Genomic DNA, 24,682 nt, shown 5'->3' with positions numbered 1-24,682 from the left:
GTCCAAGCATATCTAGCCCCCGCCCCATTGTACAAACCCATCTGATGGGTTATTTAAAGCGACGGTTGTAGTTCACCGTGCCCTTGGCTTTCGGTTCGTGATCTACACCCTGGATCACGAACCCGCGCATGTTCACATCACCGGCGCAGGGCAGGCGAAGATCAATCTGCTCGGCGCGGATGGCAAGCCGGAGATGATCCAGAGCATCGGCATCAAGCGCGGCGACATCCGACGCCTGATGGCGGAGGCGATAGAGCATCAGGCGCACTTTCTCGCGGAATGGGAGAAGATACATGGCTCAAAAGACTGACGCCCAGCTCGAAGCCCAGTTCGATGCGGCAGAAGCGCGCGGGCAGGACTTGATGACGACCGCGGTGCGGGCAGCAGAAGCCCGTTATGATCGCACGACCGGACGCGTGATGATCGATCTGACAAATGGTTGCACCTATGCCTTTCCCGCCCGGCTCGTCCAGGATCTGAGCGGCGCGACCGACGATCAGCTTGCCGACGTCGAAGTCGATGGCCTGGGGTTCAATCTCCATTGGGCCGCGCTTGATGCCGACCTTTATGTCCCGGCGCTGGTGTCGGGCCTGTTCGGTACGCGGGAATGGATGACGCGCGAATTGGCGCGTCATGCGGGTCAGGCAACGTCGCCGGCCAAGGCAGCGGCGGCGCGGGCGAATGGCGCGAAGGGCGGACGCCCCCGCAAGGCCGCATAGAGCCCGGTTACTTCCGCCCGAACAACTTCTCGATGTCGCCGTGCGCGAGCTTTACCCAGGTGGGGCGGCCGTGGTTGCATTGGCCGGAATGGGGGGTGACTTCCATTTCGCGGAGGAGCGCGTTCATTTCGGGGACCGACAGGATGCGGCCGGCGCGGACGGAGCCGTGGCAGGCCATCGTGCCGGCTACTGCGTCGAGGCGTTCCTTTAGGGAGAGGGCTTCGTCGAAGGCGGCGAGTTCGTCGGCTAGGTCGGTGACGAGGCCTTTGGGGTCGCTTTGGCCGAGCAAGGCTGGGGTTGCGCGGACCAGCATCGCGTGGGGGCCGAAGCGTTCGAGGTCCAGGCCGAACTCCGACAGTTCTTCGGCGCGGGATTCGAGGCGGTCGCAGGCGGATTCGTCCAGCTCTACGACTTCGGGGATCAGGAGGGCCTGGCTCGCGATGGTGCCGCCGATCAGGGCTGCACGCATGCGTTCGAGGACGAGGCGTTCGTGGGCGGCGTGCTGGTCGACGAGGACGAGGCCGTCTTCGGCTTCGGCTACTATGTAGGTTTTTGCGACCTGGCCTCTTGCTACGCCCATCGGGAAAGCCGCAGTTTGGGGCGGGGGTGTCCAGGCGGGTTCTGCGCGCGCCTGCGGGGGCGCGGCGAAGAAGGTGGGGCGGGCTTCGTTGACGGTGCTGTAGCTTCGGTTTTCCAGCGGGAGCCTTTGGGGGGTGCCCTCACCTTCCCATCCGCTTTGCGGACGGGCCCCTTCCTCTCCCCCGGGGGGAGAGGAGATGTTTTCCGGTTGCCACATGGCGAGCGCGGAGTCGCTGGCGCGTTGGCTTCTGTGGCCGGCGGCGTCGAGGGCGCGGCGCAAGCCCGAGACTATGAGCCCTCTTACCATTGCGGGGTCGCGGAAGCGGACTTCGGTCTTGGCGGGGTGGACGTTGACGTCGACCTGGTCGGTAGGGATGTCGAGGAACAGCGCCACCACTGCGTGGCGGTCACGCGGGAGCATCTCGGCATAGGCGCCGCGGATCGCGCCCATCAGCAGGCGGTCCTTTACCGGGCGGCCGTTGACGAAGAGATACTGGTGGTCGGCGATACCGCGATTGTAGGTCGGAAGGCTGGCGACGCCGCCTAATACCAGGCCTTCGCGTTCGAGGTCGATCGCGACCGAATTGTCGGCGAGTGCGCGGTCGGTGAGCGTCGCCACCCTGCCCGGCCGGTCCTCGACCTGCATCGCCGACAGTGCGCGGCGGCCGTCATGCTCCAGCGTGAAGCCGATATCGGGACGCGCCATTGCGAGGCGGCGGACGACGTCGAGGCAGGCGGCGTATTCGGCGCGGGGGGAGCGGAGGAACTTGCGGCGGGCGGGGACGCGCGCGAACAGGTCCTCGACGACGACGCGCGTGCCGGGCGGGAGCGCGGCGGGGCCTTCGCGCTCCACCCGGCCATTGTCGACGGTCCGGGCCCAGCCTTCGGCGCCGCGGATCCGGCTTTCGATCGTCAGCCTTGCGACGCTCGCGATCGAGGGCAGCGCCTCGCCGCGAAAACCGAGCGTCACGACCGATTCGATAAACTCGTCGGGCAGCTTCGAGGTGGCGTGGCGTTCGAGCGCCAGCGCCATGTCGGCGGGTGTCATGCCGCAGCCGTCATCGGCGACTTCGATCCGCGACGTGCCGCCCTCAACGAGGAGAATCGCTATGCGTCCTGCCCCTGCGTCGATGGCGTTTTCGACTAACTCCTTCAACGCGCTGGCGGGTCTTTCCACCACTTCACCGGCGGCGATGCGATTGACCAGATGCTCGGGGAGACGCCGTATTGACATGGGTTTGCGTCTAGACCAAGCGACGGCATCCCGCGACCCGCAAACGCAAGCACCCGGTGAGTTAAACACCGGCGGGCCACGCGAGATTTTTGTGCGATGGGCTGCCCGTCCGGCGGCCAAGGATTACGGGACCCTGATTGAATGGCCTTCTACTCGCGTTTCTTCAAGTTCATGTCGCACGACATGGCGATCGACCTCGGCACCGCGAACACCGTCGTCTACGTCCGTGGCCGCGGCATCGTCCTGAACGAGCCGTCGGTGGTCGCGGTCGAGACGATCAACGGCATCAAGCGCGTCAAGGCGGTCGGCGACGACGCCAAGATGATGATGGGCAAGACCCCGGGCAACATCGAGGCGATCCGGCCTTTGCGCGACGGCGTGATCGCGGACATCGACGTCGCCGAGCAGATGATCAAGTATTTCATCCAGAAGGTCCACGGCCCGCGCAAGTTCGCGCGCTGGCCAGAGATCGTGATCTGCGTGCCGTCGGGCTCCACCAAGGTCGAGCGCCGCGCGATCCGCGATGCCGCGTCGAACGCGGGTGCGTCGCAGGTCTGGCTGATCGAGGAGCCGATGGCGGCCGCGATCGGCGCGGATATGCCGGTGACCGAGCCGATCGGCTCGATGGTGGTCGATATCGGTGGCGGCACGACCGAAGTCGCGGTGCTGTCGCTGCGTGGTCTCGCCTACACGACCTCGGTACGGGTCGGCGGCGACAAGATGGACGAGGCGATCGTCAGCTATGTGCGCCGCAACCATAACCTGTTGATCGGCGAAGCGACCGCGGAGCGGATCAAGAAGGAGGTCGGTATCGCCAAGCCGCCGGTCGACGGCATCGGCATGATCATCCAGATCAAGGGCCGCGATCTCGTCAACGGCGTGCCCAAGGAGATCCAGATCAACCAGGGCCAGATCGCCGAGGCGCTCAGCGAGCCGGTCGCGACGATCGTCGAGGGCGTCCGCGTCGCGCTCGAGAATACCGCGCCGGAACTGGCCGCGGATATCGTCGACCAGGGCATCGTGCTCACCGGTGGTGGCGCTCTGCTGCAAGGGCTGGACGAAGTGTTGCGTGACGAGACCGGGCTGCCGGTGACGGTCGCCGAGGACCCGCTGACCTGCGTCGCGCTCGGCACCGGTCGTGCGCTCGAGGATCCGTTGTTCCGCGGCGTGCTGATGAGCGGCTAAGAGTTTGTTTTTGCTTTAAGACACGCGGACACGAAATCGCGTCGTCCGAGTCGCAGGGGTAGGTCCCCCGGCACTTCGGCGGCGCCCGAGACAGGGGGACAGGCGCATGGCGCCAGCCCGCGACCGGCGCACGGGGTTTTCCCGGCGTCGGCAATATGGTGTGTTCATGGGCTATGTGCTCGCCGTCGCCGGTGCGGTGGTGGGCCTGGTGCTGCTCGTCGCGTCGACGTTCAATCCGCCTGCGTTTTCCGCGCTGCGGATGGGCGTCGCGGGAGTGACGACGCCGGTCTCGACCGGGCTCGCCACCGTAGGCACGTCGATCTCGGGCATCCCCGATGCGATCGGCAATTACTTCTTCGTGAAGCAGGAGAACGTCGCGTTGCGCGCCGATCGCGAGCGGACGCGGGCGCTGCTGATGCGCGCGCGGACGATCGCGTATGACAATCGCCGGTTGCGCAGCCTGCTCGCGATCCGCGAACGCTCGACTGTGCCGGTCGTTACCGCGCGGCTGGTGAGTTCGAGCGCGTCGAGCGGACGGCGCTACGCGTTGCTCAACGCGGGCCGGTGGAGCGGCGTGCTGCCCGGCATGCCGGTGCGCGGTCCCGATGGGCTGATCGGTCGCGTGGTCGAGACCGGGCCCAACGCAGCGCGCATCCTGTTGCTCAGCGACGGGGACAGCATCGTGCCCGTCCGCCGCACGCGCGACGGCATGCCGGCGATCGCAGCGGGGCGCGGCGACGGGATGATCGACATCCGCTCGGTCAACGCCACCAACGTGCGCTTCAATGCGGGCGACCTGTTCGTGACGACGGGTACCGGCGGGATCTACGCACCCGGCGTGCCTGTCGCGCGAGTCACAAAGGCGGGCTCGGACTCGGTCATGGCGCGGGCGTTCGCGGATCCCGACACGCTCGATTTCGCGCTCGTCGAGCGGATGTTCATGCCGGTCCCGCCGCCTCGCCCGGTGACACAGCAATGATGCCGCCCCGCCCGATGGACAGCGTCGACTACAAGCCGTTCGAGACCAAGATCCCCGCGGGTCGGTCGCGTGCGATCCCGTGGCTGACGGTGATGGCCGGGTCGCTGATCACGATCATCCCGGTGGTCGCGACGATCCCGCTGCTGCCGCCATTCGGGTTCGTCATGCTGCTCGCGTGGCGGCTGCTCGCACGGTTCGCCTTCAAGCCCTGGGCCGCCGCGCCGCTTGGTTTCTTCGACGACCTCGTCAGCGGCCAGCCGCTCGGCAGCGCGGTGCTGATGTGGTCGCTCGCCTTCGTCGCGATCGACATGATCGAGCAGCGCCTGGCGTTTCGCGATTATTGGCAGGACTGGCTGATCGGTGGCGGACTCATCGCGGCGTGCATCATCGCCGGGCGCTTCATCGCAGTGCCGGTCGGCGCGCATGTCGACACGATCCTGATCGCGCAGATCGCGGTGACGATCCTGATGTTCCCGCTGGCGGCCCGCATCGTCGCGGCGATTCAGAACAAACGGGGCGCCGAGTGAGGAATACCCCGCGGATCGTCACCGAGATGTCGCAGGCGTACAGCTTCTCGCGGCGCGCGTGGATGCTGGGCGCGGCGCAAGGCGGCGTCGGGCTGCTGCTCGCCGGGCGAATGGCATGGCTGTCGATCGCGCAGAACGAACGCTATACGATGTTGTCGGAGAGCAACCGCGTCAACATGACGCTGCTGCCGCCCCGCCGCGGCTGGATCGTCGACCGCCACGGCGTGCCGATCGCCAACAACCGCACCGATTTCCGCGTCGATATCATCCCCGACCGCCTCCGCGACAAGGAGCGCGTGCTGCCGCTGCTCGGGCGCATCCTCCAGTTGCCGCCCGAGGAAGTCGAGCGGATCGCGATCGATCTGGAACACGCCGCCGGGTTCCAGCCCGTCCAGGTCGCTGAGAATCTCGATTGGGAGCGGTTCGCCGCGGTCAGCGTCCGCCTGCCCGAACTGCCCGGCGTCGCGCCCACGCGCGGGTTTGCGCGCAGCTATCCGGCGGGTGCCGCGGTCGCGCATCTGACCGGCTATGTCGGCGTGCCTAACGCCGAACAGTATAAGAAGACGCGCGACCCGCTGCTCGTCACGCCCGGCTTCAAGCTCGGCAAGGACGGGCTCGAGAAGATGCTCGAGGCCGAACTCCGCGGCGTCGCCGGTGCCAAGCGAGTCGAGGTCACCGCGCGCGGCAAGCTGGTCGCCGAACTCGCCACCAAGCCCGACGTCCCCGGCAAGACCGCACGGCTGACGATCGACGTGGGGCTTCAGGAATATGCGGCAAGGCGGCTCGGCACCAACTCCGGATCGGTCGTCGTGCTCGACACCCGCACCGGCGAGATGCTCGCGATGGTGTCGATGCCGGCCTATGATCCGAACAGCTTTTCGGACGGGATCAGCCATCTCGAATGGCAGATGCTGAGCGACGACGATCACGTGCCGCTGATGAACAAGGTGACGCAGGGGCTGTATCCGCCGGGTTCGACCGTCAAGCCGATGAACGGCCTTGCGCTGATGAACGCGGGCGTCGATCCGTCGACGCGCGTCAATTGCTCGGGGGCGATGCGGCTCGGGACCAGCGTGTTCCACTGCCACAAGAAAAGCGGCCACGGTCCGCTCGATCTCAAGAACGCCATCATGCAGAGCTGCGACATCTATTTCTACGAGATGGCGCGGCGGGTCGGCTACAACGCGATCGCGCCGATCGCGCGCACGCTCGGCCTCGGCCAGAAGTTCGACCTGCCCTTCTCGACGCAGCGCTACGGAACGGTGCCCGATCCGGCGTGGAAGCTGAAGAAGTACAAGCATGACTGGACCGTCGCGGATTCGCTGAATGCGTCGATCGGCCAGGGCTATGTGCTGGCCAACCCGTTGCAGCTCGCGGTGATGGCCGCGCGGCTCGCCTCGGGGCGCGCGTTGCAGCCGAGTATCCTCGCCAGCCACGTCCACCGCGACTCCCCTGCCCTCGCGATCGATTCCGAGCATCTCGCGCGCGTCCGCGACGCGATGTTCGGGGTGATCAACCAGGGCGGCACCGGCGGCGCGGCGAAACTGCTGATCCCGGGCGTCGCGATCGCGGGCAAGACCGGCACCGCGCAGGTCCGCCGCATCACGATGGCCGAACGGCGCTCGGGCGTGCTCAAGAACGGGCAGCTGCCGTTCAAGATGCGCGACCACGCGCTCTTCATCGGTTTCGCGCCTGCCGATAATCCGCGGTATGCGCTCGCGGTCGTGCTCGAGCATAACGGCCATACCGTGCGCAACCTCGACACGCCGATGATCGGCCGCGACATCATGACCTACATGCTCGACCGCGAGCGTGCGCTGAAGTCGCTCGCCGAGGTCGAACCAACCTGGGGCGGCGATATCCGCACGCGCATGGCGGCGACCGCGGAAACCTACCGCAAGGCGCAATCCGCACCGCCTGCGGCGATCGCCACCAAGACCGACGCGATCGTGCCCAGCGACGCCCCCGCAGTCGAGAACGCCACCAACATGGCCAACGCGACGCAGGAGGCGCTAACGGCGCCGGGCGCGACCGTGGCAGAGGACGATTCGCGGGACCGCCAGCAATGATCGCATCCAAGCCATGCCCATGAACCGTATCGTCCCCGAGCCGCTCGCCAAGCTGCCGTGGCGCGTCCTGCTGTTGGTGGTCGCGATCGGCTGTTTCGGCCAGGTCGTGCTGTATTCCGCGGCAGGCGGCTCGCTCAAACCCTGGGCGCTGTCGCAGGGCATCCGCTTCTTCGTCCTGCTCGGCGGTGCGATCGCCTTGTCCTACGTCCCCGAGCGGACGTGGAAGGCGGGCTCGCTGCCGACCTATGCGCTGATTGTCGTATCGCTGATCGCGGTCGAGATCCTCGGCAAGGTCTCGGGCGGGTCGCAGCGTTGGCTCGACCTCGGTTTCATCCGCCTGCAACCGTCCGAATTCATGAAGCCCGCCATCGTGCTCGCATGCGCGAAATTCTACGACATGCTTCCGCCCGGCGAGACGCGACGGTTCAGCGCGGTATGGCCCGCGGCGCTACTGATCGGCGTCCCCGCCGCTATCGTCATGAAGCAGCCCGATCTCGGCACGGCCCTGATGATCTGCGCGGGCGGCGCGACGGTGATGTTCCTCGCAGGCATACCGCTGCGCCTGTTCGTCGGCGGCGCGATCACCGCCGCGGTGGCGATCCCGCTCGCGATCAATTTCGCGCTGCACGATTACCAGCGCAACCGCATCCTCATCTTCCTCGATCCTGAGAGCGATCCGCTCGGCACCGGCTATCACATCAGCCAGTCGAAGATCGCGATCGGCTCGGGCGGGATCTGGGGCAAAGGCTTCCTCCAGGGCACGCAGAGCCACCTCGACTACCTCCCCGAGGGCCATACCGACTTCGTCTTCGCGACGATGGCGGAGGAATGGGGCCTGGTCGGCGGCTGCCTGCTGATCCTCGCGTTCCTGCTGGTGATCCGCTGGGGAATCGAGGTCGGCCAGCGCGCGCAGACCCGCTTCGGCCGGCTAACCGCCGCCGGGCTGTCGACGACGATCTTCTTTTACGTCGCGATCAACCTGATGATGGTGATGGGCCTCGCCCCCGTCGTCGGCATCCCGTTGCCGCTGGTGAGCTTCGGCAGCTCGGCGCAGATGACCGTGCTGCTGTGCCTGGGCATCCTGATGTCGATCGACCGCCAGAACCGCAAGACGGTGGGCTGGTGAGGCGAAAACCGGTTTAATTCGGAAAAAAACGGCCTGATCGCCCAAAACGGACTCGGATCGACGAAAAGGGGGTTGCGGCCCCCGATGAGTCTGCTAACAGCGCGCCTCCAGCAGCGGGGCGTCACACCAGGGCGCCACTCAAAACCGCCCCGGAATGGACGCATAGCTCAGTTGGTAGAGCAGCTGACTCTTAATCAGCGGGTCCTTGGTTCGAGCCCAAGTGCGTCCACCATTTTCTTAAACAGTTATAGCTAAATAATGGTTACCCTATTGGGGGATCAAACCGGCCCAGTGCTATGGACTATATGCATTGAATTGGCTCTGGTGGCGATGTGCAACCTTATCCGCCGGTGCCCAGCTACGTCCTACAGCCCGCGGAGTGGGCGCCTTTTGTTATCCCTGCGAGCGAAGCGAACGCTTGCGGCTTCAAATAGCAGGCTAGGCTACTCGTCAGTGGTGAGCAGATAGAGCGCCTGCTGCATCACGACATGTCGTTGGAACGACACGAGTCGCTTCCCCGCTCCCGCATGACGGTCGCGATTGCGTTGCCGATGCCCACCCCGATCGGTGCCCTGACCGCCTTAGGACGCGTCGGCGATCAGGCCCGCGGACGATCCGAGCACCTTGCCAACCGGGTCGACGCCGATGCGACGCTTGCTCTGGTTGCCCTGCGGAGAATTCGGGAACGCCGCCAACACCGGATCGAAGCCCATGCGACCTAATGCCAAGCGAGCGGAATCGCCGGTCCCTTCGCGGTTCGTCGTGCGGTGGATCAAGGCGACCGCAGACGGCGCCGAACTGGTCTGGACGCCGACGTAGGGACAGGCCACGACCGCGATCTACCGGGGGCCGGGAGACGAATTCGTGTTGAAGACCATGTGGAACATGCCCGCCCGGCTGATGCGGGACAACGCTGCCAACGACGATGAGGCGGATGCCGAAGGCGCTCTGGCCAGCGGCTCTCTGCAAGAGATGGTCCAGGCATTCGATGAATATGACGATGCCGAGTCTCAGAATTTGTTCATCACGTGCGCGGGCCGCGATCGACCGATCACTTGGATCGAGGTCCGGGACCTGCGCCGATCGTAGAACGGTGCATGGACACGGAAGCGCGGGGCGCTACTGACGGAGCAAACCCTGCCGACGAGTATTCGACATGACAGCAACGATCCTCACCCCCAGCGGCCCCGGCGCGATGGAGGCCGGGCTTGTCCTCGACGAGGACGGCCAGCGGTTCGTCGTACTGACCTTCAAGGAGCCAAAGGGCGAGCCGACCCTGGTCACGTTCACCGTTCCGATCTTCCAGAACTATGTCGAGCACCTCGTGCGTACGGCAAAGGCCGCCAGCGAGGAGGCCAATTGGGGCATCCCCGGTTGAAGATTCTGTGTGGTACCAGGGGATTAGGGCGGACCCTCGCACAGAGCCCAGTTAGATCGACCCCGCGATTTTGCTGAACGGCCGCAGGTATCGTGGCTTGTGAAGACAGGGTGTTAGTTATTCACGTCACGCGGAACTAGCGCTGCATTTCGCGCGCAGGAACCATCCTATGTTAAAACCGTTGGGGCGGGGCGGCCGAACCGGCTTGTACATGAGAGAGTGACTTATGATTAAAACATGGATTCTTGGCGCTTCGGCCATCGCAATGACGGCAATGCCAGTCGCAGCCATCGCAGCGCCCGCAGGCGCGAACTCGGCAGGGTCGCTTTCGCTGGCACCGGCAGTTCGTGCGGGCACGCCGACCAAGAAGTCGAGCAAGCTTGCCGGTCAGAGCATCGTTCCGATCGTCATCGGCGCCGGCATCATCGCTGGCGTTGCCTATCTGATCATCGATCACGAAGATGACAATAATTCGGACAGCAACTGACTGTCTGGGCCGGTGCTCACGCGCCGGCCCATCATCCTGTCCCCGCACGAGACGATGCCAGAGCCGCCCCCTATGGAGCTGGTCCAGCCTTAATTGTTAAATAAACGGCCTGAGTTCAGCTCAGTCCTAATCACTTCCAAATCGGAAGCCTATGCGCCGGTATCGCGAAGGCTTCCATGGACATTCATTTCATCAGAACGCGACCTTGAACTGACCGCCGATGATCCGCGGTTCGTTGATCATGCCAGTCAGGTTGTTGAAGTCGATCGCACTGATGCTGCGATACTGGTTGGTGATATTGCGGACGAACGCGCCGACCTCGTACCCCTTCGGCGATTTATAGCCGACCTTGAGGCCGCCTTCGAGCGACGACTTGCCGGTGAACTCGACCGCTTCGTACAGGAAGAAGTTGATACGGCTGCGATAGACCCAGTCGGTATAGGCGTAGACCTCGCCGCCGTTCGCGAGCGGGATGCCGTAGCGTGCGGTCCAGTTGGCGATCCAGCGCGGTGCCTGGGGAAGATCGTTGCCGTCGATCACCGCGAACCCGTTGACGATCGGATCGAGCACGGTGCAGGTCGCGCAAACGCCGACGCCAATGCCCCGATCGCGGATCTCGGTGAAGTTGTAGCTGCCGCTTGCGGTCAGCGTCAGTTCGGGCAATGGCCGCGCCTCGAATTCGCCCTCGACGCCGTAGCCGATCGCCTTGTTCGCACTGATCAGGCGTGCCGAATTGCTGCTGCCGCCGACCGCGGTGATCTGCAGGTCCTTGGTGCTGTACCAATAGGCGTCGAGCGAGAAGTTCACTTTCTGATCGAGCAGCGTGCCCTTGAAACCGCTCTCGCCCGAGAAGGTCGTCTGCTTCGGCGCGGTGCTCTGGACGCTGCCGAAGGTCACGCGGTCCTGGATCGCCGGGCCCTGATAGCCGGTCGCGAGCCGCGTATAGACGTTGATCGCGGGCGTCAGTTCATAGGTCGCGCTCGCGTCCCAGGTCACGTTCGAGCCACGAACGACCGCGCGCGCGGGCAGCGTGTCGCTGATCCCGGTGCCGGGGATCGGTGCGGTCACGAGGTCGTTGCGATAGTCGTGAGAATAGCGGACGCCCGCGCGCAACGTCAGCAGTTCGGTCGGCTTGGCCTCGATCGAGGCGAACGCGCCGTAATTCTCGTTGCGGTTGTCGTGGAAGATATCCTGGTCGAGATCGGTCGCCCGCGATCCGGTACCGCCGAACGCATAGTCGTACTGGTGATAGCGCAGCGTCTGGTGGAAGTAATACAGCCCGCCCTGGAGGCGGATGCCGTTCATGTCCTCGCTGGCGTAGCGCAGTTCCTGGCTGAACTCCTTGGGCTTGGTCAGGCCGCCGGTGTTCGACGGGAACAGCCCGACGCCGATCGCGCCGATCGTGCCGCCGAGGAACGTGTAGTTGTTGCCGCCGTCGACATCGCCGGTGCTCTCGACCTTCGCCTGCTCGTAGCCGGTGACCGAGTAGAACGTGCCGATGCCGTCGAGGTGATAGTCGAGCCGCAGGTTGGTGCCCCATTGCGTGAGGCTCTGGCTGGTATAGCCGTCGAGCGTGACGTGCTTGGGGTCGAACCCGGTGTTGAAGTCGTTGGTGCCCGGCTTGAACAGCCCGGCGCGGAAGATGCGTGGCGAGCCCGTCAGGTCGCGGACGTGGACGTTCAGCAAGGCGTTGAAGTCGCTGCTGGTATAGCCGAGCTGGAAGCGACCGGCGACGTCGCGATAGCCCTCGAGCTTGCGATCCGCATTGCCCGTCGTGGAGTCGTTCTTCACCCAATCGTCGCGCGACTGGATTATCCCCGACGCGCGGAAGGCGAAGCCGTTGCCGATCGGCAGGTTGATCGCCGCCTCGCCATTGATCGTGTTGTAGGTCGCCCAGGATCCGGTCGCATAGCCCGAGACCTTGTCCGGGTTCGGCTTGGCGGAATCGATCTTCACGACGCCCGCGGGCGTGTTGCGCCCGAACAACGTGCCCTGCGGACCGCGCAGCACTTCGACGCTTTGCAGATCGAAGACCGGGAACGACTTCAGCATCGGGTTTTCGAGCGCGACGTCGTCATACACCACCGACACCGGCTGCGCGGCGTTGGGATCGAAATCGGTGTTGCCGAGGCCGCGGATGTAGAAGCGCGGGAAGGTGCGGCCGAAGGAGGATTCGACCTGGAGGCTCGGCGTCCGTCCGGCGAGGAAGCGGATGTCGAGGCCGCTCGAATTGAGCACGTCGAGCTTCTCGCCGCTGATCGCGGTGACCGCGAGCGGCACGTCCTTCGACGATTCCCGGCGGCGGGTCGCGGTGACGACGATCTCACCGACGCCTTGGTCGCTCGCCGGATCGCTCACCGCTTGTGCAGCCGGCCCTTGTTCCTGTGCGACGGCGGGCACGGCGAAAACGAGCAGCGGCGCGCTGGCGGCGAGCAGGCGGGCGATGGCAGACGTACGAACGGGCAAGCGAATCATGGATGGTCCCCCCTTGGGTTTCGAACATCCTCCTGCGTCGATCCGTGTGACCCGGATCCGTCGCCAATCGGTAACACCGCTGTAACGCGCGGCAATAGACGCGATGAACCGCGATGCATTTTTGCTGGGGACCGCGACATCTTTGCCCCAGTCCGCGCTGCCGCGATGACGTTCAGCGCTTGAGGGGTCGCCGGTAGAGCGCGCGCATCGCCGTCTCCATCCTCGCCCGGTCGACGCGAAGCACGACGGTCTGCGCGCGCTCGCCGAGATGTGGGCGGTATGCGTCGTGCCACGATAGGGTATCGCCGTATCCGGCGGTCTGGCTGGTGTCGAAATCGATGTAGAGCACCTCGGCGCGGGTGACGACGGCGGGCGCCAGCCAGACCATCGCCGCGATCTCGTCCCACATCGGAAACCCCGGTTCGAGCCCGGTCTGAAGTGTGTCGGTGAGTGCTGTGCGGGCTGGCTTGAGGCTGTCGAGGAAGCCGCGCGTCCACTGCGTGCCCGTCGACGGGTCGATCGGGACCATCGTCACCTTCGGCCACGCCCCGTGCGCCATGATCCGCGCGGCTTCGGGATCCCAGCGGATGTTGAACTCTCGGCGCGGCGTATTGACGAACTCGCGCGCGAACGCGGCAGCCGCCGGCGTGTCGATCGACTGCTGTGGATTCAGGCTGCCGCCCATGTAGACGAGCTCTTTCACATTCGCGGCGAAGCTCGGGTCGAGGCTTTGCGCGAGCGCGATGTTGGTCATCGGGCCGGTGGCGAACAGCGTGATCTGGTGCGGGTGCGCGCGGACCATCCGGACGAGGAACGCGGCGGCGATCTCGCCGGACGGTTTGGTAGCGGGATCGCCGATCGGCAGGCTGGGCACGACCGAAGGCGACGGCGTACCAGCCGTATCGCCGGACACGGGCTCCGTCCACGGCCCCTTGAACTCGAGCCGTCCGTAGAGCCCCTCCCACCGCTTTGTCGCCGCCTCGCTGTTCACCAATGGATAGGTTGCGCCCGGCACCACCGGCACGTCGGTGCGCCCGAGGATCTCGACGGTCCGCAGCGCATAGGCCGTTGCGGTATCGCGCCAGACCGAACCGCTGGTCGTGGTGATCCCCAGCACCTCGACGCCCGGTGCCTGAAGCAGCAGTGCAGGCGTGCCGTTCAGTCCGACGACGTCGTCATCGATCAGGACGAGCCGCTTGGCCGTCGCGTCCTGTGCCGAGATTGCGACCGGCGTGGCGAGAGACAGCAGCGCGATGAGACAGCCCACCGGGACGAAACGAAAGGCCATCGCGCAACTCTTCCCCGCCAGATCGGTATGCCAGTCCATGCAGGCGATCTCCGGCAGGACTGGCAATACGCTCTCCGATCAGATCAGCACCTTGTCCAGCGTGATCGGCAAGTCACGCACGCGCGTTCCCGTGGCGTTGTAGATCGCGTTCGCCACCGCCGCGGCGACGCCGGTGATGCCGATCTCGCCCACGCCGTGCGCGCCCATCGGCGTGTGCGGGTCGGCGATGTCGGTCCAGATCACGTCGATCTCGGGGACGTCGAGGTGCACGGGCACGTGATATTCGGCGAGGCTCGGGTTCATGATGCGGCCGTTGCGCTCGTCGAACTGCGTTTCCTCCATCAGCGCCATGCCGAGGCCCATGACGATCCCGCCGCGGAACTGGCTGCGCGCGGTCTTGGGATTGAGAATTCGACCGCAATCGAATGCGCCCAGGAAGCGTCTGACGCGGGTCTCGCCAGTGACCGCGTTGACGCGGACCTCGCAGAACAGCGCACTGTGCGAATGCATCGACCAGTGCATGAGCTCGAGCGGCTGCGACGCTTCCTCACTGACAACGACGCTCTCGCGCTGCGCCCGATCGAGGATCGAGACATAGCTTTCGCGGCGGGTCGGGTCGTCGAGCTTGGCGAGCCCGCCATCCTCGCTTCCGACCTCGTCCGGCGATAGGCCCGCGAGCGGCGAATCATTGCCCGCAAGCTTCAGCAGTTCGGCGACCAGCGCATGATGCGCGGCGATCACCGCGGCGCCGATCGCCGCGGTCTGCTGCGAGCCACCCGCCAGGATCGCGCCGGGGATGATCGAATCGCCATAGCCGACCGAGACGCGTTCGAGCGGGAGCCCGAGGCGATCGGCGGCCACCATCGCGGTCGTCGTCGAGGTCCCCATCCCCATCTCATGCGCGGCGATCTCGACAAGGGCATCCCCGTTACGACGCAGCGTGATCCGTGCGGCAGCGCCCGGCATACGGTAATAGGGATAGGTCCCCGTCGCGCAGCCCATGCCGATCAGCCACTCGCCTTCGCGACGCGTTCCTGGCTTCGCGCTCCGCTCGCTCCAGCCGAACCGCTCCGCACCGCTGCGCCATGCCTCGACGATATGCCGCGACGAGAATGGCAGGCCCGTGGTCGGTTCCTTGTCCGGCTCGTTGCGGATGCGCAGCGCGATCGGGTCCATGTCGAGTTCGACCGCCAGCTCGTCGATCGCCGATTCCAGCGCGAACGTGCCGACCGCCTCGCCCGGTGCGCGCATGAATGTGTTCGCAAGCATGTTCATCGTGACCGTCTCGACCGACAGCTTGAAGCTGTCTGCGGCGTAGCCACCGCGCGTGCCGAGGATGAAGGGTTCGGGCATGTTGTTGTGCGGCGTCATCGCGGCGATGCCGGTGTGGACCAGCGCCTTGAAGCGGCCGTCCGCGTCCGCGCCGATCGCGACGCGTTGCTCGGTCAGCGTCCGCCCGCCGACGACGCGGTATACGCCCTCGCGCGACAGAGCGATGCGGACCGGGCGCTGCACGAGCTTGGCGGCGGCGGCACCGAGGATCTGGTGATCCCACAGGCATTTGCCACCGAACCCGCCGCCGACGAATGGCGAGGTGACGCGGACCTGCGCCGCCTTCAAGTCGAACACGTCGGCGATCGTCTGCGCCTCTGCGGTGACGAGCTGCGTCGCGTCGTGGACGACCAATTCGTCGCCGACCCACGCGATCGTCGCGGCATGCGGCTCGATCGCGTTGTGGTTGTGACGCGGCGTGCGATAGACATTATCGACCTTGTGCGCCGCCGCCGCGAACATCGCATCCGCATCGCCGATCTCGTTCAGCAACGGCTGACCCATGAACAGGCCCGGCTGCGGTCCCTCCGCCATTGCCGCAGCGAGCGAGGTGGTCGACGGCTCGGCGGCGTAGGTCGCGACGATCAGCGACTTGGCGTGATCGGCCTGCTCCTGCGTCTCGGCGAGTACGACCGCGATCGGCTGACCGTTCCAGTGGACGCGGTCGTCTTGCATGATCGGCAGGTCGGCAGGCCCCGCCGCGGTGGGCGAAGAGCCGAACACCGCCGGCGGGTTCATCCGGGGCGCGTTCAGGTGCGTCATCACTACCACGACGCCCGGCGCAGCCTCCGCAGCCGCGGTATCGATCGCCGCGATCCGCCCGCGCGGAATCGTCGCATAGGCGAGCGCGGCGTAGACCATGCCCTCCAGCGGGAACTCGGCCGCGAAGGTTGCCGCACCGCGCACCTTGAGCGGGCCATCCAGCCGCGACACCGACGTACCGATCAGCCCATGCTGCTGACGGATCAGCGGATCGGGCACGCCGCCCGGAACCCAGCTGTCGGGGGCGAGCGGCACGAGCTTGCTCATCGCGCCCTGGACCAGGCCTTGCGCGGTTTCCTTGACCGTATCGACGATGCTCATGCTGCTGCTCCGGCAAGGTCGCCAAGCACGGCGACGAGGGTGCGCTTGGTCAGTGCGATCTTGAAACCGTTGTCGCGCAGCGGCGCGGCGTCCGCCATCTCGGCGACGGCGGCGGCGAGGAACGCCTCCTCGGTCGCGGGGCCGCCCCGTAATGCTGCCTCCGCCTTCGACGCGCGCCACGGCTTGTGCGCGACCCCGCCAAGCGCGATCCGCACGTCCTTGATGACGCCGTCCTCGATCTCCAGCGCGGCTGCGATCGAGACGAGCGCGAAGGCGTAGCTCGCCCGGTCGCGCACCTTGCGATAGGTCGAGTTGGCCGCGAAACTTAGCGGCGGCAGTTCGATCGCGGTGATGAGTTCGCCCGGCTCGAGCACGGTATCGAACTCGGGATGATCGCCCGGCAGGCGGTGAAGATCGGTGAACGGCAAGGTGCGTGCCCCACCCCGCCCGTGCAGATGCACGATCGCGTCGAGCGCGGCGAGTGCCACGCACATGTCCGACGGATGCGTCGCGACGCACGCCAACGACGCACCGAGAATGGCGTGTCCCCGCGTGAAACCCTCGATCGCGTCGCAGCCCGACCCCGGCGCGCGTTTGTTGCAGCGCGATCCGTCGGTGTCGTAGAAATAGGTACACCGGGTCCGCTGGAGCAGGTTGCCGCCGACCGTCGCCATGTTCCGGATCTGCGCCGACGCGCCCGCCAGGATCGCGCGCGACAATACCGGATAGCGCGTCCGCACAGCCAGATGTTCGGCAAGCGCGGTGTTGCGCACCGCCGCGCCGATCATCAGCCCGCCGCTCTCGGTCTCCTCGATCTCGTTCGACAGCCCGGTCACGTCGACCAGCGTGCTTGGCTTAGCGACCGTCTCCCGGATCAGGTCGACCAGGTTGGTACCCCCGCCAAGGTATGCCGTCGCATTCGCCTGCCCGAGCCGGAGAGCGTCTGCGGCGTTCTCAGCGCGCGCGTAGGTGAAGGGGGTCATGCCGTCATCTCCGCTGCTACGGTTTCGCGGATCGCGTCGATGATCCCGTTATGCGCACCGCAGCGGCACAGATTGCCGCTCATCCGCTCCTGCAATTCCTCGCGGGTCAGCGTCACGTCGGCGGTGAGATCGGCGCTGACATGGCTTGGCACGCCCCGCTTCGCCTCAGCCGCCATGCCGATCGCCGAACAGATCTGGCCGGGCGTACAATAGCCGCACTGGAAGCCGTCGTGATCGATGAACGCCTGCTGCAACGGATGCAGCGCATCGCCGTCGGCCAGCCCCTCGATCGTCGTCACCTGCCGCCCGTCATACTGCACCGCGAGGGCGAGGCAGGAGACGATCCGTTCCCCATCGACGAGTACGGTGCAGGCGCCACACGCGCCCTGGTTGCAGCCCTTCTTGGTGCCGGCCAGATGTAGCCCTTCGCGCAACAGATCGAGCAGCGAGACACGAGGATCGTCGGGCAGCGCCACCGCTGACCCGTTGATAAGTATCGACATCGCCACTCTCCTGTTGAGCCGGCGGTGTCGTTGCATCCGCCGAGTCCGTATTTCAGTACCGACCGGTATAGTCAGTGTGGGGGAGGTCTGCCAAGCGTCTCGTGACGCAATTTCGCGTACTCGACCCGGTCGCTCAGCCGACGATCAACCGCGCCCCGAGTGCCGCGAAAAGCGCGGGCGGCATTACGACCGCGCCGACCTTCAGGAACCGCCAGAAGCCGACGTCCTCGCCCTCGCGGCGGATTGCGGTCAGCCAGAGGATGGTGGCTAGCGAGCCGGTGATCGACAGGTTCGGGCCGAGGTCGACGCCGATCAGCAATCCATCGGTAACGATCTGCGGGACATGGGCCTGTTGCAGCGTGGTGCTCGCGATCAACCCAGCTGGCAGGTTGTTCATCAGGTTCGAACCGAATGCCAGGATCGTGCCCGCAATGCCTGCGGTCGTCGATGGCGAGTGCGCTGCCCCCGCCGCCAGCCAGCGCGCCAGCATCGTGATAACGCCGGTGCTTGCGAGTGCCTCGACCAGCACGAACAGGCCCGCGACCAGCGGCAGCACCGCCCAGGATACCGAGCTGAGCGTCGTGAAGGGCGACTTGCGCTCCCCGATGCAGATCGCGGCCATCGTCGCGATACCGGCCAGGCAGGTCGGCAGTCCCAGCTCATAGCCCCGTGCGGACGCAGCGATCAGTAGGGCCGCTGTCGCGACGATTCCACCAAACGCGATCTTGCCACCACGCGGCAGCGTGCCGGTCTCGACGACGATCTCACATTGCCCAGTGAGCCGCTCGCGCTCGACCCAGCGAAGCATAAGGAACGTCACGCCGATCGACAGCAACGACGGCAGTGCGAACGACGCCATCCACGCGCCAAGCGACGGCATCTCGCCACCGTACAGTACGAGGTTTGCGGGGTTCGAAATCGGCAGGACGAAGCTCGCCGCGTTGGCGATCAGCGCGCAGGCGAACAGCATCGGCAGCGGGTCCGCCTTCGCTTTCTTGGCTGCGGCATAGACGGCGGGGGTCAGCACCACTGCGGTCGCGTCGTTCGACAGGAAGGTCGTCACAACGATGCCGACGCCGAAGACGAGCGCGAACAGGCGGCTGGTCGATCCCTTTGCGAGGCGCACCGCGTGCTCGGCGACCCAGTCGAACAGTCCCTGTTCGCGGGCGACCTCGGACAGCAGCATCATACCGATCAGGAACAGGTAGACGTCGCCACCCTTCAGCACCGCGGCCCATGCTGCACCGGGCGACATCAGTCCGAACACGAGCAACACCGCCGCGCCAGCGACCGCCCAGACCGCTTCGGGCAGCTTGAACGGACGCGTGATCACGCCGAAGGTCGCGACGAAGCAGATCGCCCAGATCGCGTAGGTCTGGAGCGTCATGCCGCGGGCATCCGCGCGCCGATACGCGGGACCATCGTCATCATTGCCGTATTCACCAATCGAGTCCGTTTTTGTTGGGGCCGCGTTGCGCGCCGTCGATACCACGCTCGGGCCAGGCACCGATCGCGTTCACGTCGCGGCCGAGCGCTACGGGAGGATTGCGCTTCGGTCGTGGCCCTGCGTTGCGGACGAGAATCTCGATCCGATCCTCGCTCCCGTCACACCGGACGGCGAGATGGTGGAGGCCATCCGCTACGCCATCGACAGAGGCGCTCCAAAGCGAGGGCACGCCGTCGACGCGCGTCATCGGGACGGCTTGGCCGTCATCGACGTGCAGCGACACCGTGTCTGCGCTGCCGAACACCTTCGCGCGGACCGTGAAGGCGCGTCCGGGCACGTTGTCGGCACGCGCCGGGTCAGTGATCAGGCGACGATCGGCGGGGCTGGTGATCTGGACGAGTGGCCAGGGATCGTCGATCGCCTGGAACCGCCAGCTCGGCACGCCGTCATCGAGCGTGACGATCGAGAAACCGGGTGCGCCCTCCTCGACCTGTCCGGTCGAGCGGGTCGCGCCGTAGATCACGCGGCCGTCGTTGAGCAGCTCGTTATAATGCGTGTGACCGGTATCGACGAACTCGACGCGGTGCGCGGCGAACAGCCCGGCGATACCGTCGGGATCATCGCGCAGGTCGCCGGGATAGGCATGCATGAACACCGCGACCGGTTCGCCAGCGACCGCGGCGGCGCTCAGTTCGCGTTCGATCCAGGCGCGCTGGGCCGGGTCGATCCGGAAGTCGGGACCGCCCTTCCCCGCCGAGACGATATCGAGGAACAGGCAGCGATAACCCGCGATCGTCTCCGCATAGGGCGCCATCTTCGCTGTGATCGTGCGCATCGCGGTAAGGTCGCCGGGCTCGAAATCATGATCGCCCGCCAGAATTTGCCACGGCAACGACAGCCCCTTCATTGCGTCCGCGATCCGCGCATATTGGTCGTCGGTACCGTGATTGGCATTGTCGCCGGGCAACAGCGCGAAGTCGACCGCACTGCCCAGATGCGCCCCGGCACTCGCAATCAGCGCGCTAAACCGGGACAGTCCTTCATACGCATCGGCCTCGTCGACATGCAGATCGCCAAAGTGAATCCAGGTCAGGCATCCTGTCATTAAAGCTCTTTCAAGTCGTGTGGCAGATGATCCGCCGATGCTGCCCATAGCGACGCTGCGCGTTCATCGTTCCGTGACAATAGCTTCATGATTTGAGACTTAACGGACCCGTTCAGTTTCGGTTTAGCTTTTGACATCACTGGAGAAAATCAAGCCGAATAATATTTCGGCGGCGTGGAAACTTTGCCCGGCGCCGCAGCTTTAGCGATCCGACGTCTCGCGGGTTTCTCGAGCGGCACCCGGCTCGACCACACCGATATTTCAGGGAATTCTCATGGCCACGACGGACACGGCATCCGCCAACAACGGCAAGGCCAAGGGCGGGTCGGACGCCACGTCCGCGCCCAAGAAGACGCTCGACGCGCTGAACTTCTTCCTTGCCGACGTTCGCGACGGGCTCGGGCCTTATCTGGCAATCTATCTCGTCGCGGTACGTGGGCCTGCGCATGGCTGGAACGAGGCGACGGTGGGCATGATCCTGACGATCGCCGGGATCGTCGGCCTGATCTCGCAGACGCCCGCGGGCGGGTTGATCGATCGCAGCAGGAACAAGCCGCGGATCGTGATGATCGCCGCGTTGCTCGTGACGCTCAGCAGCGTATCGCTGCCAATCGTCAGTGGCTTTACCGCGGTTGCGGTCACCCAGTCGATCGCGGCGGTTGCGGGCGCGGTGTTCGCGCCGGCGATCTCCGCCATCACGCTGGGGCTGGTCGGCCCGAAACTGTTCGCCAAGCGCGTCGGTCGCAACGAGGCGTTCAATCACGCGGGCAACGCCGTGTCGGCGGCGCTCGCGGGCGTGCTCGCGTGGAAGTTCGGACCGGTCGTCGTCTTCTACCTGATGGGCGCGTTGACGGTGGCCAGCATCGTGACCGCGTCGCGGATCAAGAACGACGACATCGACAACGCGGTCGCACGCGGTCTCGATTGCGAGCCGGAAGACGATTGCGAGCAGCCGAGCGGGTGGAAGGCGCTGGTCGAGAACAAGCCGCTGATGATCTTCGCGGGGACGGCGTTCCTGTTCCACCTCGCCAACGCGGCGATGCTGACGTCGGTCAGCCAGTTGCTCGCGCGGACCGTCGGCAAGGACCAGGCGACGTCGCTGACCGCCGCGTGCATCGTTGCGGCGCAGCTTGTGATGGTACCGGTCGCGATCGTGGTCGGCCGCAACACCGAGAAATGGGGCACCAAGCCGTTGTTCCTCGTCGCCTTCGGGTTCCTCGCAGCGCGCGGTGCACTGTATACCGTGTCGGACAATCCGTGGTGGCTGGTCGGCGTGCAGGCGCTGGACGGCATCGGCGCGGGTATCTTCGGCGCGCTGTTCCCGGTCGTGATCGCCGACCTGACCAAGGGGACAGGGCGCTTCAACGTCAGCCAGGGCGCAGTGGCGAGCGCGCAGGGTTTGGGTGCGGCCTTGTCCGCGACGCTGGCCGGTGCGATCATCGTGTGGGCTGGCTACAGCGTGAGTTTCCTGACCCTGGCCGTCGTCGCGGGCGCCGGTTTCATGCTGTATTTCTTCGCGATGCCCGAGACGAAGCAGAAGGAGGGGTAAGCCCCCCCTCGGCTCACCGTTCGACGGCGATGCTCGGTAAATACCGCGGCGCCGACCGGGCCTTGGCGCGCTGTTCATAGGCATAGCCGGCGCGTAGCACGGTCTGGTCGGCGTCCTTGGTGGCGATGAACGACAGACCGACAGGCAATCCGCGTACGAGACCCATCGGCACGGTCAGATGCGGATAACCGGCGACCGCTGGCAATGTCGCGGCGGAGGGTCCGGCATAGGTGTCGCCGTAGACCGGGTCGCTCAGCCATGCCGCGTCATAGGTCGGCTCGACCAAGATCTGCGCACCCGCCGCGCGCAGCATCGCGTCGATCCCTTGCGCGCCTGCCAGCCGCAGCGAGGTCGCGCGCGCGGCCTTGTAGGCGGGATCGTCGAGCCCCTTGGTCTTGTCCGCATCCTCGAACAATTCCTGCGCGAAGAACGGCATCTCGGTCGCGGCGTTCGCGCGGTTGAAGGCGATGACCGCGCCCAGCGTCTTCGTCTGTACTGCCGCTGGCGTGGTCGCGAGATAGGTGTTCAGGTCGGCCTTGAGTTCGGTTTTCAGAACCATCAGTTCGGCCTCGCCCAGTCCGTCGAGTTTCGGCGTCTTCACTTCGACCAGCACGGCGCCCGCCGCCCGCAGCACATTCAGCGCCGCATTGTAGCGGACGACGAGATCCGCGGACATGCCGTCGGGCCGGACGACGCCGACCCGCATGCCGGACAACGCGCTGAGCGAGAGCCCCGCGGCATAATCCCTGGTCACCGCGGCCGCCGTCACGCGGTCAGCCGGGTCCGCACCGACCATGCCCGACAACAGGATCGCGACGTCGGTCACGCTGCGCGCCATCGGCCCCGGCGTATCCTGGCTATGGCTGATCGGCACGACGTGGGTACGACTGACCAACCCGATCGACGGCTTGAAACCGACCAGACCGTTCAACGACGACGGGCACACGACCGAACCGTCGGTCTCGGTGCCGACAGCCGCCGCGGCGAAACTCGCGGCGACCGCGGCGCCTGATCCCGATGAGGAGCCGCACGCGGTCCGATCCAGCGCGTAAGGATTGCGCACCAGCCCGCCGACCGCGCTCCAGCCGCTCATCGAGTGAGTCGAGCGGATATTCGCCCATTCCGACAAGTTGGTCTTGCCGAGGATGACCGCACCCGCGCGCCGCAGATAGGCGACCATGGGCGCGTCCCGGCGCGTCATGTTGTCGCGCAATGCGAGGCTGCCGGCCGTCGTCGGCAGCGGATCCGCGGTCTCGATATTGTCCTTTATGAGGATCGGGATGCCGTGCAGCGGACCGCGCACATGCCCCGCCTTGCGCTCGGCATCGAGCGCCCTGGCCTGCGCGATCGCCTCGGGATTGACCGCGATGACGCTGTGCAACGCCGGTCCCTTGCGATCCATCGCTGCGATCCGCGCGAGATAGGCCTGGGTGATGTCGACGCTGCTCGCGCCGCCGTCGTTCATCAGCGTCCTCAACCGATCGAGCGACACCTCCTCGACGACCACCGTCCTGGCCAGAACGGGCGTGGCGACGCAGGCGAGCAGTACCGCAGTGATGAGACGACGCATGAGACCCCCGTAGACAATGTCGCAGGATGATCCCGAGCCGCGCACCGATGCAAGCGGCATCTGCTCGACGTGTATACCGCTGACGGCAAACTATAAATTGCCGCCAGCGGGATGCCCGGTCAGGCGGCGACTAGGCCCGGCGCATAGTCCATCGCTTCTAGATCAGCGATCAGCCCCGGACCGGTCGGGTTCCAGTCGAGTTGCGCGCGCGTCCAGTCGCTGGAGGCGAGCATGTCGAGCGAGGCGAACATCCCGAACCAGCCGAAATGATCGTTCGCCTGCTCCTGCGTCAGCGATAGCGTCGGCAGGCCCAGCCCGGCCGCCACGACCTCGGCGATCGCCCGCGCGCTGACGCCTTCCTCCGCCACGGCATTGTACCGTGCGCCCTTCTCGCCCTTGTCGAGCACGAGTGCGTAGAGTTTCGCTACGTCCAGCACGTGTGCAGCGGGCCAGCGATTGGCGCCGTCACCGACATAGGCGACCACGCCCTTCTCGCGCGCGATATCGACATAAGGTGTGATCAGCCCCTGCTTGACGGTATCGTGAACCTGCGGGAGCCGCATGACACGGACGTCGAGGCCTGCCTCCAGAAGCACCTGCCCCGCCTTTTCCGACGCGATCCGCGGATTGTGATAATCGGAGTTGAACGCGGACTCGAGCGCAGGTTTGCCCGGGCCGGTATCGCCGATCCCAGTACCCGACGTGATGATCAAGGGACGATCGCTCCCCTTGAGCACCTCCCCCATCGCGCCGATCACGCGGCGATCCTTTTCGCAGTTCGCTACGAAGTTGGTGAACTCATGGTCGAACGCGGTGTGGATCACCGCATCGGCCTGCTCCGCCCCGCTACGCAGGCTGTCGAGATCGACGAGATCGCCGCGGTGCACCTCGGCGCCAGCTTCCTCAAGCGAACGAGCACCTACGTCGGATCGCGTAAGACCCAGAACCTCATGCCCGGCACTCAGCAGTTCCGGCACGATACGCGACCCGATAAAGCCCGTCGCACCCGTCAAAAATACACGCATCCAAACTCTCCGATATTGTCCGGAGCAAGACTTGGGCGT

General features: G+C 65.8%; 22 protein-coding genes and 1 tRNA gene. 12 read left to right on the top strand and 11 right to left on the bottom strand.

The window, feature by feature from the left end; translation table 11 throughout:
- Window positions 1-97: 97 nt before the first annotated feature.
- Both O6X71_RS01470 and O6X71_RS01465 read left to right on the top strand, forming a co-directional pair.
- The gene (locus tag O6X71_RS01470) at window positions 98-310 is read left to right on the top strand and encodes a DUF4160 domain-containing protein (protein ID WP_353464148.1); all 213 of its coding nucleotides are present in this window, start codon (window positions 98-100) and stop codon (window positions 308-310) included.
- On the top strand, window positions 294-719 hold the full coding sequence (locus O6X71_RS01465; protein ID WP_353464147.1) for a DUF2442 domain-containing protein: 426 nt from the start codon (window positions 294-296) through the stop codon (window positions 717-719). The genes O6X71_RS01470 and O6X71_RS01465 overlap by 17 nt, the downstream gene beginning before the upstream one ends.
- Before the next feature lie 7 nt (window positions 720-726).
- Here the strand turns inward: O6X71_RS01465 and mutL are convergent, their stop codons facing one another.
- Window positions 727-2,532 (bottom strand): DNA mismatch repair endonuclease MutL, encoded by a 1,806-nt coding sequence (mutL, locus tag O6X71_RS01460; protein WP_353464146.1) that lies wholly within the window; start codon window positions 2,530-2,532, stop codon window positions 727-729.
- Window positions 2,533-2,673: 141 nt separating this feature from the next.
- On the opposite strand from mutL, the gene O6X71_RS01455 reads away from it, so the two are divergent.
- From O6X71_RS01455 to O6X71_RS01430, 6 genes are all read left to right on the top strand, one after another.
- Window positions 2,674-3,717 (top strand): rod shape-determining protein, encoded by a 1,044-nt coding sequence (locus tag O6X71_RS01455; protein ID WP_055878614.1) that lies wholly within the window; start codon window positions 2,674-2,676, stop codon window positions 3,715-3,717.
- A gap of 106 nt (window positions 3,718-3,823) precedes the next feature.
- A complete protein-coding gene (gene mreC, locus O6X71_RS01450; RefSeq protein ID WP_353464145.1) occupies window positions 3,824-4,696 on the top strand; it encodes a rod shape-determining protein MreC in 873 nt (290 codons plus the stop codon).
- Window positions 4,693-5,223, top strand: a complete 531-nt coding sequence (gene mreD, locus O6X71_RS01445) for a rod shape-determining protein MreD (RefSeq protein WP_353464144.1) — start codon at window positions 4,693-4,695, stop codon at window positions 5,221-5,223. The genes mreC and mreD overlap by 4 nt, the downstream gene beginning before the upstream one ends.
- A 26-nt stretch (window positions 5,224-5,249) precedes the next feature.
- Complete coding sequence (gene mrdA, locus O6X71_RS01440; RefSeq protein ID WP_353465032.1) at window positions 5,250-7,292, top strand: penicillin-binding protein 2; 2,043 nt, start codon at window positions 5,250-5,252, stop codon at window positions 7,290-7,292.
- 19 nt (window positions 7,293-7,311) lie between these two features.
- On the top strand, window positions 7,312-8,418 hold the full coding sequence (rodA, locus tag O6X71_RS01435; protein WP_353464143.1) for a rod shape-determining protein RodA: 1,107 nt from the start codon (window positions 7,312-7,314) through the stop codon (window positions 8,416-8,418).
- Window positions 8,419-8,574: 156 nt separating this feature from the next.
- A tRNA-Lys gene (locus O6X71_RS01430) sits at window positions 8,575-8,650 on the top strand.
- Window positions 8,651-8,999: 349 nt separating this feature from the next.
- On the opposite strand, the gene O6X71_RS01425 is transcribed toward O6X71_RS01430, so the two are convergent.
- Complete coding sequence (locus tag O6X71_RS01425) at window positions 9,000-9,248, bottom strand: hypothetical protein (RefSeq protein WP_353464142.1); 249 nt, start codon at window positions 9,246-9,248, stop codon at window positions 9,000-9,002.
- A gap of 34 nt (window positions 9,249-9,282) precedes the next feature.
- Here O6X71_RS01425 and O6X71_RS01420 point away from each other — a divergent pair, with 34 nt between their 5' ends.
- The 3 genes from O6X71_RS01420 (at window position 9,283) to O6X71_RS01410 (ending at window position 10,283) form a co-directional block, all read left to right on the top strand.
- Window positions 9,283-9,507 carry a hypothetical protein gene (locus O6X71_RS01420; protein ID WP_353464141.1) on the top strand — a complete coding sequence of 75 codons (225 nt, stop codon included), beginning with the start codon at window positions 9,283-9,285 and terminating at the stop codon, window positions 9,505-9,507.
- A gap of 67 nt (window positions 9,508-9,574) precedes the next feature.
- The gene (locus O6X71_RS01415) at window positions 9,575-9,796 is read left to right on the top strand and encodes a hypothetical protein (protein WP_353464140.1); all 222 of its coding nucleotides are present in this window, start codon (window positions 9,575-9,577) and stop codon (window positions 9,794-9,796) included.
- A gap of 274 nt (window positions 9,797-10,070) precedes the next feature.
- Entirely contained in the window at window positions 10,071-10,283 is a 213-nt protein-coding gene (locus O6X71_RS01410; RefSeq protein ID WP_353464139.1) for a hypothetical protein, read from the top strand.
- A 192-nt stretch (window positions 10,284-10,475) separates the two neighbouring features.
- On the opposite strand, the gene O6X71_RS01405 is transcribed toward O6X71_RS01410, so the two are convergent.
- The 7 genes from O6X71_RS01405 to O6X71_RS01375 all read right to left on the bottom strand — a co-directional run bounded on the left by O6X71_RS01405 (window position 10,476) and on the right by O6X71_RS01375 (window position 20,499).
- On the bottom strand, window positions 10,476-12,758 hold the full coding sequence (locus O6X71_RS01405; RefSeq protein WP_353464138.1) for a TonB-dependent receptor: 2,283 nt from the start codon (window positions 12,756-12,758) through the stop codon (window positions 10,476-10,478).
- Window positions 12,759-12,930: 172 nt separating this feature from the next.
- A complete protein-coding gene (locus O6X71_RS01400; protein WP_353464137.1) occupies window positions 12,931-14,112 on the bottom strand; it encodes a nucleoside hydrolase in 1,182 nt (393 codons plus the stop codon).
- A 12-nt stretch (window positions 14,113-14,124) separates the two neighbouring features.
- Window positions 14,125-16,461 carry a xanthine dehydrogenase family protein molybdopterin-binding subunit gene (locus tag O6X71_RS01395; RefSeq protein ID WP_353464136.1) on the bottom strand — a complete coding sequence of 779 codons (2,337 nt, stop codon included), beginning with the start codon at window positions 16,459-16,461 and terminating at the stop codon, window positions 14,125-14,127.
- Window positions 16,458-17,444 (bottom strand): FAD binding domain-containing protein, encoded by a 987-nt coding sequence (locus O6X71_RS01390; RefSeq protein WP_353464135.1) that lies wholly within the window; start codon window positions 17,442-17,444, stop codon window positions 16,458-16,460. Before O6X71_RS01390 ends, O6X71_RS01395 begins: the two co-directional genes overlap by 4 nt.
- Entirely contained in the window at window positions 17,441-17,947 is a 507-nt protein-coding gene (locus tag O6X71_RS01385) for a 2Fe-2S iron-sulfur cluster-binding protein (RefSeq protein ID WP_353464134.1), read from the bottom strand. Before O6X71_RS01385 ends, O6X71_RS01390 begins: the two co-directional genes overlap by 4 nt.
- Window positions 17,948-18,080: 133 nt before the next feature.
- Window positions 18,081-19,334 carry an arsenic transporter gene (locus tag O6X71_RS01380; protein WP_353464133.1) on the bottom strand — a complete coding sequence of 418 codons (1,254 nt, stop codon included), beginning with the start codon at window positions 19,332-19,334 and terminating at the stop codon, window positions 18,081-18,083.
- A 52-nt stretch (window positions 19,335-19,386) separates the two neighbouring features.
- The gene (locus O6X71_RS01375) at window positions 19,387-20,499 is read right to left on the bottom strand and encodes a metallophosphoesterase family protein (protein ID WP_353464132.1); all 1,113 of its coding nucleotides are present in this window, start codon (window positions 20,497-20,499) and stop codon (window positions 19,387-19,389) included.
- A gap of 274 nt (window positions 20,500-20,773) precedes the next feature.
- Between O6X71_RS01375 and O6X71_RS01370 the strand changes: the two genes are divergently transcribed.
- The gene (locus O6X71_RS01370) at window positions 20,774-22,048 is read left to right on the top strand and encodes an MFS transporter (protein WP_353464131.1); all 1,275 of its coding nucleotides are present in this window, start codon (window positions 20,774-20,776) and stop codon (window positions 22,046-22,048) included.
- A 13-nt stretch (window positions 22,049-22,061) separates the two neighbouring features.
- Here the strand turns inward: O6X71_RS01370 and O6X71_RS01365 are convergent, their stop codons facing one another.
- Together O6X71_RS01365 and O6X71_RS01360 are read right to left on the bottom strand one after the other, a co-directional pair.
- Window positions 22,062-23,618, bottom strand: a complete 1,557-nt coding sequence (locus O6X71_RS01365; protein ID WP_353464130.1) for an amidase — start codon at window positions 23,616-23,618, stop codon at window positions 22,062-22,064.
- 119 nt (window positions 23,619-23,737) lie between these two features.
- Window positions 23,738-24,643, bottom strand: a complete 906-nt coding sequence (locus O6X71_RS01360) for an SDR family oxidoreductase (RefSeq protein WP_353464129.1) — start codon at window positions 24,641-24,643, stop codon at window positions 23,738-23,740.
- Window positions 24,644-24,682 lie beyond the last annotated feature (39 nt).

The organism is Sphingomonas faeni (assembly GCF_040407505.1).
In the GTDB taxonomy this organism is placed as follows: domain Bacteria; phylum Pseudomonadota; class Alphaproteobacteria; order Sphingomonadales; family Sphingomonadaceae; genus Sphingomonas; species Sphingomonas faeni_E.
Note: the sequence above shows the minus strand (reverse complement) of the source record. Positions and strands in the feature narration are given on the sequence as shown.

Excerpts from the sequence above, each read along its gene's own strand:
- O6X71_RS01405 (WP_353464138.1), bottom strand. The coding sequence starts at position 12,758 with ATGATTCGCTTGCCCGTTCGTACGTCTGCCATCGCCCGCCTGCTCGCC.
- O6X71_RS01465 (WP_353464147.1), top strand. The coding sequence starts at position 294 with ATGGCTCAAAAGACTGACGCCCAGCTCGAAGCCCAGTTCGATGCGGCA.
- O6X71_RS01375 (WP_353464132.1), bottom strand. The coding sequence starts at position 20,499 with ATGACAGGATGCCTGACCTGGATTCACTTTGGCGATCTGCATGTCGAC.
- rodA (WP_353464143.1), top strand. The coding sequence starts at position 7,312 with ATGAACCGTATCGTCCCCGAGCCGCTCGCCAAGCTGCCGTGGCGCGTC.
- O6X71_RS01360 (WP_353464129.1), bottom strand. The coding sequence starts at position 24,643 with ATGCGTGTATTTTTGACGGGTGCGACGGGCTTTATCGGGTCGCGTATC.
- mreC (WP_353464145.1), top strand. The coding sequence starts at position 3,824 with ATGGCGCCAGCCCGCGACCGGCGCACGGGGTTTTCCCGGCGTCGGCAA.
- O6X71_RS01390 (WP_353464135.1), bottom strand. The coding sequence starts at position 17,444 with ATGACCCCCTTCACCTACGCGCGCGCTGAGAACGCCGCAGACGCTCTC.
- mrdA (WP_353465032.1), top strand. The coding sequence starts at position 5,250 with ATGTCGCAGGCGTACAGCTTCTCGCGGCGCGCGTGGATGCTGGGCGCG.
- O6X71_RS01415 (WP_353464140.1), top strand. The coding sequence starts at position 9,575 with ATGACAGCAACGATCCTCACCCCCAGCGGCCCCGGCGCGATGGAGGCC.
- O6X71_RS01395 (WP_353464136.1), bottom strand. The coding sequence starts at position 16,461 with ATGAGCATCGTCGATACGGTCAAGGAAACCGCGCAAGGCCTGGTCCAG.
- O6X71_RS01365 (WP_353464130.1), bottom strand. The coding sequence starts at position 23,618 with ATGCGTCGTCTCATCACTGCGGTACTGCTCGCCTGCGTCGCCACGCCC.
- O6X71_RS01455 (WP_055878614.1), top strand. The coding sequence starts at position 2,674 with ATGGCCTTCTACTCGCGTTTCTTCAAGTTCATGTCGCACGACATGGCG.
- mreD (WP_353464144.1), top strand. The coding sequence starts at position 4,693 with ATGATGCCGCCCCGCCCGATGGACAGCGTCGACTACAAGCCGTTCGAG.
- O6X71_RS01410 (WP_353464139.1), top strand. The coding sequence starts at position 10,071 with ATGCCAGTCGCAGCCATCGCAGCGCCCGCAGGCGCGAACTCGGCAGGG.
- O6X71_RS01385 (WP_353464134.1), bottom strand. The coding sequence starts at position 17,947 with ATGTCGATACTTATCAACGGGTCAGCGGTGGCGCTGCCCGACGATCCT.
- O6X71_RS01380 (WP_353464133.1), bottom strand. The coding sequence starts at position 19,334 with ATGACGCTCCAGACCTACGCGATCTGGGCGATCTGCTTCGTCGCGACC.
- O6X71_RS01370 (WP_353464131.1), top strand. The coding sequence starts at position 20,774 with ATGGCCACGACGGACACGGCATCCGCCAACAACGGCAAGGCCAAGGGC.
- mutL (WP_353464146.1), bottom strand. The coding sequence starts at position 2,532 with ATGTCAATACGGCGTCTCCCCGAGCATCTGGTCAATCGCATCGCCGCC.